This window comes from Aeromonas sp. 603404, from assembly GCF_049171775.1.
Lineage (GTDB): Bacteria > Pseudomonadota > Gammaproteobacteria > Enterobacterales > Aeromonadaceae > Aeromonas > Aeromonas veronii_A.
This window is the reverse complement of record NZ_JAAKPE010000002.1, coordinates 101,875-119,906: the sequence shown is the minus strand read 5'-3', so window position 1 is coordinate 119,906 and position 18,032 is coordinate 101,875. Positions and strand designations below refer to the sequence as shown.

Annotated in this window: 17 protein-coding genes; 2 read left to right on the top strand and 15 right to left on the bottom strand. The window is 56.1% G+C overall.

All coding sequences use genetic code 11. The features are described 5' to 3' along the window. Window positions 1–156: 156 nt before the first annotated feature. Together G5306_RS04465 and G5306_RS04460 are read right to left on the bottom strand one after the other, a co-directional pair. Window positions 157–486: a hypothetical protein gene (locus tag G5306_RS04465; protein WP_265775343.1), complete on the bottom strand. Its 330-nt coding sequence runs from the start codon at window positions 484–486 to the stop codon at window positions 157–159. Next, window positions 483–2,459 (bottom strand): reprolysin-like metallopeptidase, encoded by a 1,977-nt coding sequence (locus tag G5306_RS04460; protein ID WP_421312460.1) that lies wholly within the window; start codon window positions 2,457–2,459, stop codon window positions 483–485. Before G5306_RS04460 ends, G5306_RS04465 begins: the two co-directional genes overlap by 4 nt. A gap of 215 nt (window positions 2,460–2,674) precedes the next feature. Here G5306_RS04460 and G5306_RS04455 point away from each other — a divergent pair, with 215 nt between their 5' ends. Next, on the top strand, window positions 2,675–3,886 hold the full coding sequence (locus G5306_RS04455) for an RsmB/NOP family class I SAM-dependent RNA methyltransferase (RefSeq protein ID WP_421312459.1): 1,212 nt from the start codon (window positions 2,675–2,677) through the stop codon (window positions 3,884–3,886). A gap of 81 nt (window positions 3,887–3,967) precedes the next feature. On the opposite strand, the gene G5306_RS04450 is transcribed toward G5306_RS04455, so the two are convergent. The 6 genes from G5306_RS04450 to G5306_RS04425 all read right to left on the bottom strand — a co-directional run bounded on the left by G5306_RS04450 (window position 3,968) and on the right by G5306_RS04425 (window position 11,218). Next, window positions 3,968–4,351: a RidA family protein gene (locus G5306_RS04450; RefSeq protein ID WP_421312458.1), complete on the bottom strand. Its 384-nt coding sequence runs from the start codon at window positions 4,349–4,351 to the stop codon at window positions 3,968–3,970. A 69-nt stretch (window positions 4,352–4,420) separates the two neighbouring features. Further along, the gene (pflB, locus tag G5306_RS04445; RefSeq protein WP_421312457.1) at window positions 4,421–6,715 is read right to left on the bottom strand and encodes a formate C-acetyltransferase; all 2,295 of its coding nucleotides are present in this window, start codon (window positions 6,713–6,715) and stop codon (window positions 4,421–4,423) included. Between the two features lie 44 nt (window positions 6,716–6,759). Beyond that, the gene (tdcD, locus tag G5306_RS04440; RefSeq protein ID WP_421312456.1) at window positions 6,760–7,968 is read right to left on the bottom strand and encodes a propionate kinase; all 1,209 of its coding nucleotides are present in this window, start codon (window positions 7,966–7,968) and stop codon (window positions 6,760–6,762) included. A gap of 198 nt (window positions 7,969–8,166) precedes the next feature. Beyond that, a complete protein-coding gene (tdcC, locus tag G5306_RS04435) occupies window positions 8,167–9,498 on the bottom strand; it encodes a threonine/serine transporter TdcC (protein WP_421312455.1) in 1,332 nt (443 codons plus the stop codon). Window positions 9,499–9,509: 11 nt separating this feature from the next. Beyond that, complete coding sequence (gene tdcB, locus G5306_RS04430; protein ID WP_227341074.1) at window positions 9,510–10,514, bottom strand: bifunctional threonine ammonia-lyase/L-serine ammonia-lyase TdcB; 1,005 nt, start codon at window positions 10,512–10,514, stop codon at window positions 9,510–9,512. 359 nt (window positions 10,515–10,873) lie between these two features. Continuing rightward, on the bottom strand, window positions 10,874–11,218 hold the full coding sequence (locus G5306_RS04425; protein WP_005353650.1) for a Grx4 family monothiol glutaredoxin: 345 nt from the start codon (window positions 11,216–11,218) through the stop codon (window positions 10,874–10,876). A gap of 288 nt (window positions 11,219–11,506) precedes the next feature. Here G5306_RS04425 and sodB point away from each other — a divergent pair, with 288 nt between their 5' ends. Then, window positions 11,507–12,091, top strand: coding sequence for a superoxide dismutase [Fe] (gene sodB / locus G5306_RS04420; protein ID WP_005334664.1), 585 nt, complete (start codon window positions 11,507–11,509; stop codon window positions 12,089–12,091). A 112-nt stretch (window positions 12,092–12,203) separates the two neighbouring features. Here the strand turns inward: sodB and G5306_RS04415 are convergent, their stop codons facing one another. The 7 genes from G5306_RS04415 to ccmD all read right to left on the bottom strand — a co-directional run bounded on the left by G5306_RS04415 (window position 12,204) and on the right by ccmD (window position 18,031). Beyond that, entirely contained in the window at window positions 12,204–13,016 is an 813-nt protein-coding gene (locus G5306_RS04415; RefSeq protein WP_216951790.1) for an MlaA family lipoprotein, read from the bottom strand. A gap of 85 nt (window positions 13,017–13,101) precedes the next feature. Continuing rightward, a complete protein-coding gene (gene ccmI, locus G5306_RS04410) occupies window positions 13,102–14,370 on the bottom strand; it encodes a c-type cytochrome biogenesis protein CcmI (RefSeq protein WP_421312454.1) in 1,269 nt (422 codons plus the stop codon). Next, window positions 14,367–14,846, bottom strand: a complete 480-nt coding sequence (locus tag G5306_RS04405) for a cytochrome c-type biogenesis protein (protein WP_421312453.1) — start codon at window positions 14,844–14,846, stop codon at window positions 14,367–14,369. Before G5306_RS04405 ends, ccmI begins: the two co-directional genes overlap by 4 nt. 11 nt (window positions 14,847–14,857) lie before the next feature. Then, window positions 14,858–15,388 carry a DsbE family thiol:disulfide interchange protein gene (locus G5306_RS04400; protein ID WP_323912695.1) on the bottom strand — a complete coding sequence of 177 codons (531 nt, stop codon included), beginning with the start codon at window positions 15,386–15,388 and terminating at the stop codon, window positions 14,858–14,860. Beyond that, the gene (locus G5306_RS04395) at window positions 15,385–17,340 is read right to left on the bottom strand and encodes a heme lyase CcmF/NrfE family subunit (RefSeq protein ID WP_216951794.1); all 1,956 of its coding nucleotides are present in this window, start codon (window positions 17,338–17,340) and stop codon (window positions 15,385–15,387) included. Before G5306_RS04395 ends, G5306_RS04400 begins: the two co-directional genes overlap by 4 nt. Next, complete coding sequence (gene ccmE / locus G5306_RS04390) at window positions 17,337–17,828, bottom strand: cytochrome c maturation protein CcmE (protein WP_005344003.1); 492 nt, start codon at window positions 17,826–17,828, stop codon at window positions 17,337–17,339. The genes G5306_RS04395 and ccmE overlap by 4 nt, the downstream gene beginning before the upstream one ends. Continuing rightward, complete coding sequence (gene ccmD / locus G5306_RS04385; protein ID WP_216951795.1) at window positions 17,825–18,031, bottom strand: heme exporter protein CcmD; 207 nt, start codon at window positions 18,029–18,031, stop codon at window positions 17,825–17,827. The genes ccmE and ccmD overlap by 4 nt, the downstream gene beginning before the upstream one ends. Between the last annotated feature and the right edge of the window lies 1 nt (window position 18,032).

Sequence of the window (18,032 nt, the reverse complement as noted above, 5' to 3'; positions counted from 1 at the left end):
TGTCACGCTGAGACATCGTGCTACACCCACGCTCCCCATCTCAGGCGATACAGACTGACCCCATTCAACAACGGAAAAAAGTGAAGGCGCCATTGGCGCCTTCACGGATAGATAGGGGGCTGAATATCCCCCCATTTGGATTGGTTCGTTGGCGTATTACTGCTTATCCGCGCCCAATGCTATCGGGCAATGAATCACCATACGCTGGTTATACTCGCTGGCGTAAGCACTCAACTTGGCATGTATCTCTTGCTGACCGGGCCTTATCACATCGCCCAATCCATCCCGATAACGCTTGCCACAGCGCGCCTTGGCCTCTGCCTGCTGCTCGGCTGCAATACCGGGGGCGAACTCTCCCCGCCCGGCTATCACTATCAGGCGGTAATCCTGTCTGGCGAGGTTTGCACTCAGCTCCTGTTCCAGCGTGCTGGCATCGGCCTGACAACCGCCGAGCATGACAAGCAGCAACAGAGGGACTCCCTTCATATGCGCCTCCGTTGCCAGCCGAGCAGCGCCAGAGCCAGCGTCCACAATCCGAGCGCCCCGCCACCACCGCCGCCACCTGAAGTCGAGCCACCTTGCACCAGAGGCAATTTGAGGGGACTGATGGCAAAGAAGATATTGTCGCTGCATGCCACTTTCAGCCTGACGCTGCTGGTGAGATCGGCAGGCAACGTTACCGTTGCTGCGCCGTTATTGGGTTGTCCGGCGGCAAGCATTGTCCAGCTTACGCCCTCATCCTGAGTCACCGAGATGTCCACCTTGCTGCAACTGATCGGCGCCACAGTTGTGCTCGCCACATCCCATGCTACGGCCTGACTGGCCCCCGGAGTGAGAGTCACCCCGTAAAACGGGTTGGTGATGCGAAATGCCGCGCCGGTATTGATCACTTGCACTTTCATGTCATCACTGGCAACGCCACCCTGACCATCACGCACCGTCAGTCTGAAATTGAGATCCCGATTGGTAGTCGGCCAGGCCTCTCCTTTGGCAAGCGTGCCGGAGAGCAGGGATGGCAAACTCGGCAGGATCCGCTCCGGCGATGCCGTGGGAGAGACAAAACGAAACAGCGGCCGGGAGCCATCGTCAATCATGGTGGCGGCACTGCTCGATTCAGTACCCAGATCGATCTGCTCCCAGTTGTAGAGCAGAGAATCATTATCCAGATCTCCACCAGCCCCTTTTAACATAAAGGCCGTATTGGCAGGGATCACATAGTCCCCCCCTGCAGCTGCCTGCGGGGCATTATTGCTCAACGCGAGTGTGGTTCCACAAGTCGATACGGTCGCCATGTGCGCACGCATCTGCTCGATGGACTTGCTATGAAAATAGGGATCGCTGTGTGGCTGGATATTCTCCTCACCGCAGATGCCGGCATAGGCCATGATGGAGCTGCCACTACCAGGCTCATAGGCTTGACTCGCAACCCGGGTACCAGCACCGCAACTCCCGGTAGTGCCGTTGAAGGTATGATCAGCACCAAACTGGTGGCCAATTTCATGAGCCACATAGTCAACGAAGAAGGCATCTCCCACCGGTGTAGGTGAACCCGACATCCCACCAGACTTCTGATTGGTGCAGAGCACTGCCAATCCGGCCAGACCGCCGCCATTGGTATTCAGGACATGGCCGATATCAAAATTACCGAGCTGCATATTGGTAAAGTAATAAGCCTGTACCCCGATATTGGTCTGCGCATCCGAATTATCATTAGCAAACAAGTCGCTGGCCGGATCGGTAAAGATCAGGTTGTCATTGCCACTGGCCAGCACGAATTCGGCGCCCACATCCCGTTGATAGACCTGATTGACGCGGTTGAGCAAGGTCGCAATCGCCGCCATGGTAAGCGCTTTGGAGCCACCGTGGTATTGGGTAAATTCTCCTGTCGCCGAAATGGCAATGACGTAGCGCTTGCGAACATTGCCATCCACTTGCACCTTGCGCACCAGTTTGCTGAGCTTGGGCCCTATCACCTCATCTGCAGCCTCTTCCAATCGACTATGGGCATCCTGCTGGTAATAGATGGCGTAGCCTTCGGCATTGCTGAGCGGATCGACAAACACCATCCTGCCCTGATGACTGAACATGGCGTGGAAACCTTGCGGCCCCAGATCGAAGCGCCCCGTCTCTATCGGATGCGCCGGGTTGTGACCCTTGAAGGTGCGGATCTGCGGATACTTGGCGGCAAGATCTGCAGGCAGCAAGTCGTAGGCTTCCAGAGCAAAGGTGACCTCCCCCCCATCGGGCAGCGGCAGGGTCAGCTCACTCGCCCCGGCTTGCAGCCCCGCAAAATAGTCAAGCGGCACCTTGGCCACCCGAAACTGATTAGCCCGCACCTCATAACCTTGCTCCGCAGTCGCTCTGGCGGCTACCGTGCTCCACTCGCTGGCCATCAGGCTGGTTGACCCCAACAAACTGGCCACCAACAGGGCCAACGAACACTTACTGGTCACATGCATCTTTGTCATCCTTGTAGTCATGCACTTTTTTGAACCATTACCGGCATCATTATCCCGCCGAATCAAGAAGCCCGGCGCCACTGTTTCAGCCACTCACCCATGGGGAATGTTGCGCCAACCCAGTCTAACCCCTATCATTGCGCGGATTTGTCAATTTTAGAACTGCTCCTCTTCACAAAGGTGCGGTTCATCTTTATCTGGCCAAGGTTAATCTCATGCTCAAATCCCCACTGTTGCCCCGTTTCGGGGATCTGGTCGTTGCCATTGTTGACGATGTGCTCGGTCAGGGTCTTACCCTCGACCGCGCCTATGCCCGTCACTTCTCCGGCATCGAACTCAAACCGCAAGAACAGGCAAGGATTGCCCTGGTCACCGGCGACCTGCTGCGCCGTCTCAGCCTCTATTGTTTCCTCACCGGTATTCAGGTGCGTCAGGCCGAAAAGAATGTCTGGCCACTGCTGCACAGCTGGCACGCCTTCCACAAAATTGCCCAGCCCAACCACCCGACCCTGGATCGCTTCAATGAAGAAGCATTCCGCCGCCGTCTGACCGAGGCGAAGAAGAACCCGGTATTGATGGATGGTTGCCCGAGCTGGCTGGAGAAACTGGGTAGCGAGCAGCTGGGTGAAGCCTGGCCTGCCGAGCGTGCCGCCCTGGCCTGGATGCCCAAGCGCTACCTGCGGGTCAACACCCTCAAGTGCACCCGTGATGAACTGCAAGCCATGCTGGCCAAAGAGCAGGTCACCACCATTCCGGTTGAAGGTGTGGAGACTGCCCTGCAGGTCACCTCGGACGCCGCCCTGTTCCGTACCAAGGCCTTTGCCGATGGTTGCTTCGAGCAGCAGGACGCAGGCTCCCAGCTGGTTGCTGCGGCTCTGGAGGTCACCCCGGGCATGCGCGTCATCGACGCCTGCGCCGGGGCCGGTGGCAAGACTCTGCACATCGCCGCCATGATGCAGGGCAAAGGCCGTCTTCTGGCGATGGATGTGGAAGAGTGGAAGCTGGAGAACCTCAAGCAGCGCGCCCGTCGCGCCGGTGCCCACAACGTGGAGACCCGGGTCATCACCAGCAGCAAGACCGTCAAGCGCCTCAAAGAGAGCGCCGACCGCGTACTGCTGGACGTGCCCTGCTCCGGTCTGGGCGTACTCAAGCGCAATCCGGATGCCAAGTGGCGTGATACCGCCGAGCGTCTGCCGGTGCTGGTCGCGCTGCAAGAAGAAATCCTGCAGCGTTACAGCCAGATGGTGAAGGTGGGTGGTCTGCTGGTCTATGCAACCTGCTCCATCTTGCCGCAGGAGAACCGCCAGCAGGTGGACAAGTTCCTCGCGGCCAACGAGAACTTCCGTCTGCGTGACGATCACACCGTAAGCCCGTCCGAGACCGGCTTCGACGGTTTCTACATGGCTCGTATCGAGCGGATCGCCTGATCTGCCCGATGACCATATAGACAAAAGCGGCTGCCAATGGCAGCCGCTTTGTTTTGGCTTGCTGACCCACACCCGATGGGGTTACAGCGCAGCAATCGCCTCTATCTCGATCTTCACATCCTTCGGTAACCGAGCCACTTCTACGCAGGAGCGAGCCGGATACATGGCATCGTGCCGGGTGAAGAAGTCGTTGTAGACCCGGTTGACCGCAGCAAAGTCGTTCAGATCCGAGACAAACACCGTGGTCTTGAAGATGTTTCGCACCTCGCCGCCTGCCGCCTCGACAATCGCCTTGACGTTTTGCAGGGAGCGCAGGGTTTGCGCTTCGATACCCTCTGCAATGTCACCGCTCACCGGGTCCAGCGGGATCTGACCGGAGGTGTATAGGATGTTGCCAATCCGGGTGGCTTGCACATAGGGGCCGATGGCGCCCGGCGCCGCTTTGGTAGTGATAACCTGTCGCATCTGTTACTTCCTCGTGCTGACAAACAAAAAGTAGGCCCGGAGCAAGCCTGCTCACCCCGGGCATGAGAGTTACATCATGTTGGTGAAGGTTCTGGAGATGACGTCCTGCTGCTGCTCGCGAGTCAGGGCGTTGAAGCGCACCGCATAACCGGAGACCCGGATGGTCAGGCTGGGGTACTTGTCCGGATTGTCGATGGCATCCAGCAGCATCTCGCGATTCATCACGTTGACATTGAGGTGCTGCCCCCCTTCTACATCCCGCTCATGGTGGAAGTAGCCATCCATCAGCCCCACCAGATTGTTCTCGCGATTGGCGGGTTCCTTGCCGAGCGCCCCCGGCACGATGGAGAAGGTGTAGGAGATCCCGTCCTTGGCGTATTTGAACGGCAGCTTGGCCACCGAGGCGAGCGAAGCGACCGCCCCCTTGCGATCCCGACCGTGCATCGGGTTGGCCCCCGGGGCAAACGGGGCACCGGCGCGGCGGCCATCCGGGGTGTTGCCGGTCTTCTGGCCATAGACCACGTTGGAGGTGATGGTCAGGATCGACTGGGTCGGTACCGCATTGCGGTAGGTCGGCAGCGCCTGGATCTTCTTCATGAAGCGCTCGACCAGATCGCAGGCAATGGAGTCGGCCCGCTCGTCGTTGTTGCCGTACTGGGGATACTCCCCCTCAATCACGAAATCGACCGCCAGCCCGTCAGCATCGCGCACCGGCTTGACCCGGGCGTACTTGATGGCCGCCAGCGAATCGACCGCCACCGACAGACCGGCAATGCCGCAGGCCATGGTGCGATAGACGTCGCGATCGTGCAGCGCCATCAGCGAGGCCTCATAGCTGTACTTGTCGTGCATGTAGTGGATCAGGTTCAACGCGCTGATGTACTGCACCGCCAGCCAATCCATAAAGCTGTCGAGGCTGGCCATGACGGTCTCGTAATCCAGCACCTCGTCCATGATGGGCGCCACTTTCGGACCAACCTGGATCTTCAGCTTCTCGTCCACGCCGCCGTTGATGCAATAGAGCAGGGTCTTGGCCAGGTTGGCGCGAGCACCGAAGAACTGCATCTGCTTGCCGATCACCATGGGGCTCACGCAGCAGGCGATGGCGTAGTCATCGCTCTCGAAGTCGGTGCGCATCAGGTCATCGTTCTCATACTGCAGGGATGAGGTATCGATGGAGACGCGGGCCGCATAGGTCTTGAAGGCCCGCGGCAATCCTTCCGCCCAGAGGATGGTGAGGTTGGGCTCGGGCGCCGGCCCCATGGTCTTGAGGGTGTGGAGGTAGCGGAAGGAGTTCTTGGTCACCAGGGTGCGACCATCCAGCCCCATGCCGCCGATCACCTCGGTGGCCCAGATGGGATCGCCGGAGAAGAGGGAGTCAAACTCGGGGGTGCGCAGGAAGCGCACCATGCGGATCTTCATGATGAAGTGATCGACCAGCTCCTGGGCATCCTGCTCGCTGATAAGCCCCGCCTTCAGATCCCGCTCGATATAGATGTCGAGGAAGGTGGCGGTGCGACCGAGGGACATGGCCCCGCCATTTTGCGACTTCACCGCCGCCAGATAGGTAAAGTAGAGCCACTGGACTGCCTGCTGGGCAGTGCGTGCCGGCCCGGAGATGTCAAAGCCGTAGTTGGCCGCCATCTGCTTGATCTGCACCAGTGCCCGCTTGTGCTCGGCCAGCTCCTCGCGCTGGCGGATCACCTGCTCCAGCTGCTCTCCCCGCTCAAGCGCCGGTTGCAGATCGGCAAACTGCAGCTCCCGCTCACGGATTAGATAATCTATGCCATAGAGCGCGACCCGACGATAATCTCCGATAATGCGACCACGGCCGTAACCATCCGGTAAACCGGTCAAAATTCCCGATTTTCGGCAGCGCAACATCTCGGGAGAGTAGACGTCGAACACGCCCTGGTTATGGGTTTTGCGCAATTCGCTGAAGGTATATTCAAATTCGGGATCCATCTCCCGGCCATATGCTTCAAAAGAGCTGCGGATCATATTTACTCCGCCAAATGGATGCAGTGCTCTTTTAAGGGGCTTGTCGGTTTGCAGGCCAACGATTTTTTCCAGCCCCTGCTCGATATAACCCGGCCCGTGGGCAGTAATGGTCGTGGCAATATTGGTATCAAAATCGACCGGTGCGTGGGTGGCATTCTCGATACGGATCCCCTCCATCACCTTGTTCCACAAAGTGGTGGTCGCTTCGGTCGCATCTGCTAAAAACTGTTCGTCACCTTCATAGGGGGTGTAGTTCTGCTGGATAAAATCACGGACGTTGATCTCGTGCTTCCAGTTTTCACCGGCAAACCCTTGCCATGCCTGACGGAATTTATCCTGATCCAATTGCATATCAACTTTCATCAAATAAACCTCATTCACTACTCATGACACTACAGTGGAAGATGTCAGACGCACTCGGCCTGACGAACCAGCTGCCCCAGACGAATGGCATCCAGTGCGATCATTTTCTCTTCATTGGTGGGAATAACCGCCGCCAGCACCATGGACTCTGCCGCCGAAATCACCCGGCAGCCCTCGCTATTGGGACGCTGGTTAAACGGCTCACTGATCGCTACGCCAAATACCTGAAGTCGTTCGCATACCAGCTTTCTGATAAAGGCCGAGTTCTCGCCGATCCCGCCGCTGAAAATAACGGCATCCAGCCGGCGCAATGAGGTGGCATGGCCGCCGATATGGCGGGCAATACGATGGACAAAAGCGTGAATCGCCAATTTTGCCCCGGGATGTCCTTCGTGATAGGCAGCTTCCAATACCCGCATATCGGAGGAGAGCCCCGAAATACCCAGCAGACCGGACTGCTTGTTCAATACCCGCTCGATATCCTCGATGGATTGCCCCGTCTTGCTGGCGATATAGGCCAGCGCGCCAAAATCGATATCGCCGCTTCGGCTGCCCATGATCAACCCCTCCAGCGGCGTCATCCCCATCGAGGTATCGGCGCTCTTGCCATCCTGTACCGCGCAAATAGAGGCGCCATTGCCCAGATGGGCGATAACCAGACCGGCATCGTGGCCATTCAACCCAAGGAAGGAGACCGCCTGCTCGGCGACATAACGATGGGAGGTGCCATGGAAGCCATAGCGGCGCACGCCATAATCCTGCAGATATTGGTAAGGCAGCCCATAGATATAGGCTTCCGGCTTCAGGGTCTGGTGAAAACCGGTATCAAATACCGCAATTTGGGGTTGTGTGGGAAATAGCTGACGAGCCGCCATCACACCACTCAAATTGGCGTGATTGTGCAGGGGAGCCAAGGGTGACACCTGCTTTATTTTGGCCAATACATGTTCATCAATGATCACGGCTTCGCTAAATTCACTGCCACCATGAGCAATTCGATGACCCACCAGTGCAATGGCATCCAGCAGATCCCGTTTTTTCAATTCCGCCGCGATGGCAGCCAATGCACAGGTGTGGTTATTTTCAGCTAATGACATTGCGGGCTCTTTACCAACTTGCAATTGGGGATGGGCCGTCTCAATACCATCCGCCATACCGGATATCACCACCTCGCAGGTTTTACTATCCAGTACCGAGAATTTGACCGACGAAGAGCCGCAATTGATAACCAGAACCAACGAATCAAACTTCATTACATCGCCTCGAGATTAATAGTGTCAAGTCACTGCAGTCAGGGCATTTCGCCATAAACAGAAAGTCAAAAAACGGCAAGCCTTACCCAGGGCCCACACAATTGGGCCAACGAAGAACCGGTTATTGCTCATGTCTGACTGCACCAGCCAGACCCCGCCAAGGGGGCCTGAATGGTTGATGACTTTCAGAAAAGGTTTTCAGAACAGCTTGGAAACAATATTCAGGATGGTCAGTACACCGATGATGGTGACAAACAAGTTGCTGGCCTGACCTTTATATTTTGCCAGTGCCGGTGTCTTGCTCACCGCATACATCGGCAGCAGACAGAGCAGGGAAGCGATGATCGGCGCCCCCATTGCCTCAATCAGGTCGAGGATGTTGGGGTTCACATAAGCGACCAGCCAGGTGGAGCCCATGATGAACAACATACTGACCATATTGAGTTTTTTACTGGAAACCTTGCTCTTGTCGCCCTGGTAGCCAAAGCGGAGGATAAGGCCGTTCAACCCTTCCAGCGTCCCCAGATAGTGGCCGAAGAAGGATTTGAAGATAGCAACCAGCGCGATAATGGACGCCGCATACTCCAGAGTGGTGGCAAACGCAGACTTGCTGCCCGTCATCGAGGAGAAGTGGTTGGCCAGATAGGAGAGCACCGGAATATTCTGGGCCTTGGCTTCCGCCATATTTTGCGGCGACAGGGTAAACAGGCAGCTGAAGGCAAAGAACATCACCACGGCCACCATCAGCATGCTGGCACCGGAGATAATCTTCGAGCAGCGCTTCTCGGTAAAATCACGACCGAACTCCTGCTCATACTCTTCCCGCTTGGAGACGATGAAAGAGGAGACAATCGGCGAGAAGTTGAAGGAGAAAACCATGATGGAGATCCCCAGCCAGACGGTGACCAGAATACCATCGTGACCGAACATGGATATCTCGCTAAGGTTGACCTGATCAAAGACGGCACTATTCCAGTACGGAACGAGGGAGAGAGAGATGACCACCAGGCTGGCGATGAAAGGAAATACCAGATAGCTCATTACGCGAACCATCAGATCCTTACCAAAATAGATCACAAATGCCATCAATAGCAGCAGCCCAAGGGCGACAACACCCCGATTAAGCGGCGCCATTTGCAGTTGATGCTCCCAGAATGCCATAAAGGTATTGGTGATCGTCACACCATATATCCACAGCAGTGGGCAGATGGCAAAGAAATAGAGGAAGGTAATCACTACCCCACCCATTTTGCCAAAATGTTCTTCAACGGTCTCGGTAATATTTGCCGATGGATTGCTGCCAGAAAGACATAATCTGGCCAACGCCCTGTGGCAATAAAATGCAATAGGGTAAGCCAGCACCAACATGATTAATATAGGTATCAGGCCACCATATCCGGCCCGAATAGGGAAAAATAGAACACCTGCACCGATCGCTGTACCAAACAGACCTAATCCCCATGTGGTATCCGATTTACGCCATGCACGTGTATTCTCTTTACTGCCGGTGACAACACTGTCTAATATCATGACTGCATTCCTTACAGGCTAAATTGACGAATATTGTTCTGTTCGATAATTTCGGTGATCCGGGTCAGGTCAATATTGCCACCAGAAATAATGCTGACGGTTTTTTTGCCTTCGACATAATGTTTGAGTTTGCCGCTCAGCAGCGCTGCCGAGGCCAGAGCTCCCGCCCCTTCGGTAATCACCTTGTTGCGCTGAATAAGGTCAACCATGCTGTGACGAATATCATCCTCGGTGACCAGTACAATATCATCCACCAATTGTTTGACGATTTCGAAGGTCAGGGTGCCGGGTCTTGCCACGTCACAGCCATCGGCCAGCGTACTGCTGGTTCTGTGATTGGTAATGGTGCCTGCGTAGTATGAAGCCGCCATGCCGTGGACATTCTCCGACTGCACGCCAATCACCCGGATAGTCGGGTTGATGGATTTGATGGCCATGGCGACACCGGCAATCAGACCACCACCGCCAATCGGCACTATGATGTTATCGACATCATACAAATCTTCGATAATTTCCAGGCCGATGGTTCCCTGGCCGGCAATCACTTTTGCATCGTCAAAGGGGGGGATAAATACGCGGCCTTCCATCTCCACGATTTCGCTGACTTTGGCAATGGTGTCATTGAAACTATTGCCATGCAGAATAACTTCCGCCGAATAATCGCTGGTTGCAGCAATTTTTGATTTGGGTGCGCAGCAAGGCATGACCACCTTGGCATCAATTCCCAGCATGGCACTGGACAAAGATACCCCCTGCGCGTGATTACCGGCAGAGCAGGCGACAACACCTTTTTGACGATCCTCCAGACTTAATGAACTGAGTTTGTTGAAGGCACCGCGAATTTTAAAAGAGCCTGTACGTTGCATGTTTTCAAGCTTGAGGTAAACCTCGCCATGGCAACGTTCGCTGATGTAGTTAGAGGGTAATTGCGCGGTCTTGTATATATGGTTGGTCAGTCTTTTTTGGGCTTCGGTAATATCATGAAGACCAATGGGCAGATTGCTATACATCTTCATCGCAAATCTCTTTTTATTTATTAATTTGTAGGGTTTTATTTCACTGGGCGAAGCGATACTAGGTTCTATCACTTGCAATTAATGTGAGCATAAACACAAAAAAATCTACAAAGAGACTGCGTTACGGTGAAATTATCAAAAAATGTGATGGCAGCAACACTTGAATCCAAAATGATTAAAAAAAGTAATCGCAGATTGGGAAATCAATATGGTTAACAACTCCAAAACAAAGCGGCAAAGATTAGATTTTTCAGGGCGAACGCGTTGCTTTTTGCAACCGACAATCAGTTGCTTGCCTGCCAGAACCGGGATAATAAAAAAGGAGCCGATGTGGCTCCCTATCGACAACACAGGACCGATTACTCGGCTGCTGCATCATCTTTCTTGTACTTGGCAGCAGTCTCTTTGATCAGAGCCTGCAACTCGCCAGCCTGGAACATCTCGATCATGATGTCACAGCCACCGATCAGCTCACCTTCAACCCACAGTTGCGGGAAGGTCGGCCAGTTGGCGAATTTTGGCAATTCGGCGCGGATATCCGGATTCTGCAGGATATCAACGTATGCAAACGGCTCGCCGCAGGACATCAGAGCCTGGGAGGCCTGGGCAGAGAAGCCACAGCTGGGTAGCTTGGGGGAGCCCTTCATGTAGATGATGATGGGGTTGTCAGCCAGCTGCTGCTTAATCTTTTCAATAGTTTCCATAGGTGCCTCACTAGAGCGATTTCGGCGGCCATTCTACTGCAATCTTGCCCGAGCACAAACTGACAAAGGGGTGACCCGGCTCGAATTGTGCAAAGAACCCACACAGGATTGATCGCGATCATGGCGCCAATCAAGAGTTGTTAGGCCATCTTTGATACTGCTACAATCCCTTGGCTTTGGGCTACCCAGCCCCATCATTTTAAAAACAACTCTTTTCACATATAGAAAAGAGTACGCAATGTCTTGCAACCGTCGCCTTCGCACGGTCCAGCCAATGGAGAGTAGAAAATGGCATTCGAACTTCCCGCTCTGCCCTATGCAATCAACGCTCTGGAACCGCACATCTCCCAGGAAACTCTGGAATATCACCACGGCAAGCACCACAACACCTACGTGGTCAACCTGAACAATCTGGTGCCGGGTACCGAGTTTGAAGGCAAGTCTCTGGAAGAGATCATCAAGACCTCCAACGGCGGCATCTTCAACAACGCCGCCCAGATCTGGAACCACACCTTCTACTGGCACTGCCTCTCCCCGAATGGCGGTGGCGAGCCGACTGGCGCCCTGGCTGATGCTATCAACAAGGCATTCGGCTCCTTCGCCGAGTTCAAAGATGCCTTCACCAAATCAGCCATCGGCAACTTCGGTTCCAGCTGGACTTGGCTGGTGAAAAAAGCTGACGGCTCTCTGGCTATCGTCAACACCTCCAACGCTGGCTGCCCGCTGACTGAAGCCGGTACCACCCCGCTGCTGACCGTTGACCTGTGGGAGCACGCCTACTACATCGACTTCCGCAACCTGCGTCCGAAGTACATGGAAACCTTCTGGGCTCTGGTTAACTGGGAATTCGTGGCCAAGAACTTGGCTGCCTAATCAGCCTCGCTTGCCAAAACGCCCCGCACTGCGGGGCGTTTTTTTATATCTAGATGGCTGCGTAAATGAAAGAGGCGCCCGCAGGCGCCTTTTACATATCGAGATAGCCAGTTTACTGGTCCAGCTCGTCCATGTATTCATCCAGATTGGCATCGTCGGCCTGCTCTTGCTGAGATGCTTTCAGCTCGGTCTGCTTGCCCGTCACCTTGCCCTGGTTATATTGCAGGTAGAAGTCCTTGGTTAGCGCATAGGGGTCGAGGGAGTTGTCGATGATCCGCTCCTGATCGATCAGCTTGGCGCGATTGCCCAAGCCATCCAGAACCCAATGAGTAACCCTTAACGGGATAGTCAGCAAGGCATAGGGGAAGTAGATGGTGTCAATGGTGTCACCAACCAGCTCCCGAGTGGTGGTCGGACCGTAAACAGGCACCATGATGTAGGCACCATTACCGATATCGGCCCTGCCCAGCACTGTGTCCATCTCCAGCTTGTTGCGCTCGAGGCCGGCATGTTTGGCCACATCGAAGATACCCAGCAGACCGACGGTGGTGTTGAGGGTAAAGCGCCCCAGGTTGGTCCCCGCCCCCTTCAAATCACCGGTGATCAGGTGGTTCACCATGCTGCTCGGTTCATCAAAGTTGGCAACAAAGTTGGCAATGCCATCCTTCACCCCCACCGGAATATAGCGAGCGTAAGCATGTACCACAGGACGTGCCACATAGGGCTCCAGCACATCATAATTGACCGCCCACATGGCACGGTTTGCTCCCTGGAAGGGATCACGCGGGTCGGCCGCCGTACTGGTGGCGCCCGGACGATTCATACCGGGATTGAGATCCAGACTCTCTGGGCCAGGCTTGGGCGGGCCACCGGCACAACCAGCCAGCAAGAGGGCTGCCAGTATGGCCCCTGAACGAAGATACATATGATTGTCCTGACGTTTTATTTTGATTTATCAGAAGTATAGATAACCCGGCCCCTATCCAGGGGCCGGGTTATCCAAAGGCATATTAGAGGGCGTGATCGATGCGGATGTCAATCGGAGCAGCAGGGATCTCGGCCGTCTTGACCGGCACGGATACCCCTTCGAAGGCTCCTTCCTTGTTCATCACATTGCCACCGCGCGAGAGACGCGCCTTGAACTGCAGCTCTGGATAGGCCTCCAGTTTGCTACCTTCCATCATGGCATCGCCATCCCCGAGTGACAGGGTAACAGGCAAGGTTGGCCCAGCGATACGTTTCACCGCGATGGGCATGGGTGGTCCGTTGGGCACCACGGCAAAGACGAAGAGGTGAGCATCTTCCGGCATCTGGATGCCCGCAGCCAGCGTGATGTGGATGGGGAACTCTCCCTCATTAACGTCAGACTGCTTTACCTGCTCTGTTCCCGTTTTGGCTGCGCCTGAATTCGTCACCTCTATGCCACGCTGCTTGAGCTGCGTGCGGGCATACTCCATGGAGCGCTCAACCATCACATAACGGGGAGAGCCTTTTTCCATCAAGGGCAACATCGCCTGCCAGCGAGCCAGCGCGGTCTGGAAGTCCTCTTTCTGCAGCGCCATAAAGGCATAGACGGAGCGCGCCTCGATATTATCAGGCTCCTGCGCGATGGCTGCACGCAGCAGTGCATCGGCCTGCACCTCCTCCCCCGTCATCATCAGCGCTTGGGCATAGGGCACCGCCACCAGCGATTTCTGGGGAGCCAGCGTGTAGGCACGCGACAGCGCATCGTTGGCCATCTCGGGATCATTGCCATCCAGCGCCAAGCGTCCCAGCAGCAGCCAACCGCGGTAGTCGTTCGGTTCATCCTTTAGGCGGGTACGCAGTGCCAGCGTGAAGTCCAGCAGATCCTGCTCGGTTACCTGGGCATCACGCTCCACAAGAATCCGGTTGCTGAGCTCACCAAGACGGCTGCTGGCATCCTGCCAGCGGCTCACCTCCTGCCATGAACCCAGCTTGTAGTAGATACCCAGGCTCACCACCACCAGCACCAGCACACCTGGGATCCAGCTCAGACTCTTGCCACTGCGGGCTGTCTGCTCCACATCGGGAATATCATCCAAGAGGCTGCGCTGCAACTCGACCAGCGATTCGGGCTCCTCGGCAAGCACACCCTGCTCTCGCTCCTCGCCAATCTCTAGCAAGCGCTGACGATAGAGCTGTTTGTTGAGCGCCGAGCGACTGATGCTCTGGTTTCCCTCACTGCGCCACAACGGTAACACCAGAGCCAGACTCACCAGCACCAGCAGGGCCGCAATCACAATCCAAAAGGCGGTCATTGTTTCTCTTCCTCTTTGAGCAGCTCGGCCAGGCGACGCTGCTCTTCATCGCTCAGGGTGCTTTCCACAGGCTCTGCCGTTGCCGCAGAGCGTCGGCTACGTATCACCACCACGCCGATGCCGATAACGATCACTAACAGCGGGCCAAGCCAGAGGATCAGGGTCGATGCCATCAGGGGCGGGTTATAGAGGATAAAGTTGCCATAGCGGGCAACCATATAGTCCACGATCTCCTCTTTATCCTTACCCTCGCGCACCATCTGGTAGGTCTTGTCACGCAAGTCCTTGGCCAGCCCCGCATTGGAATCGGCGATATCCTGGTTCTGGCACTTGGGGCAGCGCAGCTCTTTGGTCAGTTCGCGAAAGACCTGCTCCTGATTGTCGTTATCGAAGGTGTAGACATCGATAGCAGCCATGACCGGCGTTTGTACCACCCATCCCAGCAACAGCAGCAGGGAAGCAATAAATACTCTCATCAGGACTCCCCTCACTTCATGGCATCAAAGATGGGTTTGAGGGTCGACGCCCAGTTCTCGGGGTTGATGTCCCCCACGTGGCGATAACGGATGATCCCCTTGCTGTCGATAAAGAAGGTCTCCGGCGCGCCATATACCCCGAGATCCAGCCCCAGCATGCCGTCCGGATCATAGAGGTTGACCTGATAGGGGTTGCCCAGCTCCGCCAGCCATTTGATCGCCTTGTCGCGCTCATCCTTGTAGTTCATGCCGATGATGGGAATGCCCTGCCCTGCCAACTGTTTGAGGTAGGTGTGCTCGCCATAGCAGGTCGGGCACCAGGTGGCCCAGACGTTGAGCAGCATGGGGCGACCGGTCAGGATACTGCGATCGTGCTGTTTGTTCAGATCGTAAATGTCCTGCAGGGTAAACACCGGTACCTCCTTGCCCACCATCACGGATTCGAGCTTGGTGGGATCGGAGTAGAGCCCCTTGAACAGGAACACAGCCCCCAGCAAAAAAACGATAAAGGGAATTAAAAACAACCAGACCTTTTTGTTCATGCCTTGGCTTCCTCCTCACGACGGCCGAAACGGTAACGCTTGTCGAGCATCGCCAGCACGCCACCGATAGCCATAAAGACGCCGCCGAACCAGATCCAGCGCACGAACGGCTTGTAGTAGATCCTCACTGCCCAGGCATTGTTGTCTAGCTGCTCGCCAAGGGCCGCATAAAGATCTCGCGTGAAACCGGCATCGATGGCCGCTTCGGTCATCGGCATCCGGGTCACTGTGTACATCCGCTTCTCGGGCTTGAGCAGGGCGACCTGCTTGCCATTTTTGTGCACTTCCAGCACGCCCTTGAAGCCATCGTAGTTGGGGCCGTTCTTCTCTTTGATCCCGGCAAAAACGAACTCGTAATCGGCAAAGTGCACCCGATCACCCGCCTGCATCCGCAGATCCTTCTCGATGCTGTAGTTCTGGGTGCAGGCGATACCTATGATGCTGACTGCCAGCCCCACATGGCCAAGGATCATAGCCCAGTGACTGTTGCCAAGCTTGCGCACACCGACCGCAAAGCTGTGCTTGTGGGTCGCGCGCACCCAGGTCTCCTGCAGGCTGGTAACGATGACCCAGGCCCCCAGACCAATCCCCACCGCAGCCCACGGCTTGAAGGTTTCGGCAAAGATCAGCGGCAACAGCAGGGCTGCTGCCAGGCTCAGCACCAGCGCAAGAATCACCTTGCCCTTGAGCTCGCCAAGCTCCTGGCGGCGCCAGCGAAACAGCGGACCAACCCCCAGCAGCAGGGCAAACGGAATGATCAGCCAACTGTAGATATGGTTGAAGAAGGGAGTACCGATAGAGATGCTCCCCAGCCCCAGCTCCTTGTGCACCAGCGGCAGCAAGGTGCCAAGCAGCACAGTCAGCAGGCCAGCCACCAGCATGATGTTGTTACAAAGCAGCAGGGTTTCGCGACTCCACAGCTCATGCTTGCCGTGGCTTTTCACCTGCGAACCTTTAAAGGCAAACAGCAGCAAGGATGAACCGATCACCGCCAGCAGGAAGCCGAGAATAAACAGGCCGCGGGTCGGGTCGGAGGCAAACGCATGCACCGACACCAGCACGCCGGAGCGCACTAGGAAGGTACCGAGCAGGCTCAGCGAGAAGGCCGAAAGGGCCAGCAGCACGGTCCACGCCTTGAAGGTGGCGCGCTTCTCGCTCACCGCCAGCGAATGCAGCAGAGCGGTACCCGCCAACCAGGGCATGAAGGAGGCATTTTCTACCGGATCCCAGAACCACCAGCCGCCCCAACCGAGCTCGTAGTAGGCCCACCAGGAGCCCAGCACTATGCCGAGGGTCAGGAATACCCAGGCCGCCATGGTCCAGGGGCGCGACCAGCGGGCCCAGGTTGCATCAAGACGACCGGTCATCAATGAGGCTATGGCGAAGGCAAATGCCACCGAGAATCCTACATAACCCATGTAGAGCATCGGCGGATGGAAGATGAGACCCGGATCCTGCAGCAGCGGATTGAGGTCACGGCCATCGACCGGAAAATAGGGCAAGGTGCGGGTGAAGGGATCAGAGGTGAACAGCACGAAGGCGGTGAAACCGACCGAGATCAGCCCCAACACGCCGAGCACCCGCGCCACCGCATCGAGCGGCAGACGGCGGCTGAACATGGCTACCGCCGCAGTCCAGCCACCTAGGGTCAGTACCCACAGCAGCAGGGAACCTTCGTGGGCCCCCCACACCGCCGAGATACGATAGGCGAGCGGCAGCAAGCTGTTGGAGTTAGTGGCCACATACTGCACGGTAAAGTCGTTATCGATAAAGGCCCAGGTCAGGCAGAGAAACGACAGCAGCAGCAACAAAAACTGGGCATAGGCGAGCGGACGAGCCGCCGACATCATGCCAAGACGCCCCCGACTTGCGCCAAGCAGCGGATAGCTACCCAGCAACAGGGAGGTGGCAAAGGCCAGGATCAGCGCAAACTGTCCTAATTCCGGGATCATGGCTTATTCCCCTTCAACTGCGCATCGGTGTATTCAGGTTTGAAGTGCATGCCACTGGTGGCATCGGCCACTTCTGGCGGCATGTAGTTTTCATCGTGTTTGGCCAGTACCTCGAACGCTTCGACCGTGGTGGCATCCTTGAGAGTTCCTTGCGCCACAATCCCCTGCCCCTCGCGGAACAGATCCGGCAGGATGCCATCAAATTGCACCATCACCTGATGACCACCATTGTCGATCAGGTTGAAGCTAACCTTGAGGCTGTTCGGATCGCGCTTGACAGTGCCGGGGACCACCAGACCACCAATGCGCAGGCGCTGCCCCTCTTCCGGTTTGATCTTGTCCGGCCCCTTCCCTTCCACCAGCTCGCTCGGGGTATAGAAGAGGTCGATATTCTGACTGAGGGCGTAAAGCACTAGGCCGCTCACGGTGGCGAGGCCCAGGGTGATGGCCAGAATGATGGTGAGGCGTTTTTTGCGTCTCGGGTTCATAGGGTGTTCTCCATCTGCCGGGCCGCCTTGCGACGGCTCTCGCGTGCCTGCTTGCTGCGTAACTCATTAAACAGACGACGGGTTTTCATGCGGGTAGAAATGATGATACCGACCAGACAGAGCAGGGTCAGACCGAAGGAGAGCCAGACGTAGAAGGCGTAACCGCCCATCGCCAAAAAGTCACTGAATGAGGCAAAGTGCATG

What these genes read in the sequence shown, in the direction of transcription:
- G5306_RS04465 (WP_265775343.1), bottom strand. Translation starts at nt 486, where the DNA reads ATGAAGGGAGTCCCTCTGTTGCTGCTTGTCATGCTCGGCGGTTGTCAG.
- G5306_RS04460 (WP_421312460.1), bottom strand. Translation starts at nt 2,459, where the DNA reads ATGCATGTGACCAGTAAGTGTTCGTTGGCCCTGTTGGTGGCCAGTTTG.
- G5306_RS04455 (WP_421312459.1), top strand. Translation starts at nt 2,675, where the DNA reads ATGCTCAAATCCCCACTGTTGCCCCGTTTCGGGGATCTGGTCGTTGCC.
- G5306_RS04450 (WP_421312458.1), bottom strand. Translation starts at nt 4,351, where the DNA reads ATGCGACAGGTTATCACTACCAAAGCGGCGCCGGGCGCCATCGGCCCC.
- pflB (WP_421312457.1), bottom strand. Translation starts at nt 6,715, where the DNA reads ATGAAAGTTGATATGCAATTGGATCAGGATAAATTCCGTCAGGCATGG.
- tdcD (WP_421312456.1), bottom strand. Translation starts at nt 7,968, where the DNA reads ATGAAGTTTGATTCGTTGGTTCTGGTTATCAATTGCGGCTCTTCGTCG.
- tdcC (WP_421312455.1), bottom strand. Translation starts at nt 9,498, where the DNA reads ATGATATTAGACAGTGTTGTCACCGGCAGTAAAGAGAATACACGTGCA.
- tdcB (WP_227341074.1), bottom strand. Translation starts at nt 10,514, where the DNA reads ATGAAGATGTATAGCAATCTGCCCATTGGTCTTCATGATATTACCGAA.
- G5306_RS04425 (WP_005353650.1), bottom strand. Translation starts at nt 11,218, where the DNA reads ATGGAAACTATTGAAAAGATTAAGCAGCAGCTGGCTGACAACCCCATC.
- sodB (WP_005334664.1), top strand. Translation starts at nt 11,507, where the DNA reads ATGGCATTCGAACTTCCCGCTCTGCCCTATGCAATCAACGCTCTGGAA.
- G5306_RS04415 (WP_216951790.1), bottom strand. Translation starts at nt 13,016, where the DNA reads ATGTATCTTCGTTCAGGGGCCATACTGGCAGCCCTCTTGCTGGCTGGT.
- ccmI (WP_421312454.1), bottom strand. Translation starts at nt 14,370, where the DNA reads ATGACCGCCTTTTGGATTGTGATTGCGGCCCTGCTGGTGCTGGTGAGT.
- G5306_RS04405 (WP_421312453.1), bottom strand. Translation starts at nt 14,846, where the DNA reads ATGAGAGTATTTATTGCTTCCCTGCTGCTGTTGCTGGGATGGGTGGTA.
- G5306_RS04400 (WP_323912695.1), bottom strand. Translation starts at nt 15,388, where the DNA reads ATGAACAAAAAGGTCTGGTTGTTTTTAATTCCCTTTATCGTTTTTTTG.
- G5306_RS04395 (WP_216951794.1), bottom strand. Translation starts at nt 17,340, where the DNA reads ATGATCCCGGAATTAGGACAGTTTGCGCTGATCCTGGCCTTTGCCACC.
- ccmE (WP_005344003.1), bottom strand. Translation starts at nt 17,828, where the DNA reads ATGAACCCGAGACGCAAAAAACGCCTCACCATCATTCTGGCCATCACC.
- ccmD (WP_216951795.1), bottom strand. Translation starts at nt 18,031, where the DNA reads ATGCACTTTGCCTCATTCAGTGACTTTTTGGCGATGGGCGGTTACGCC.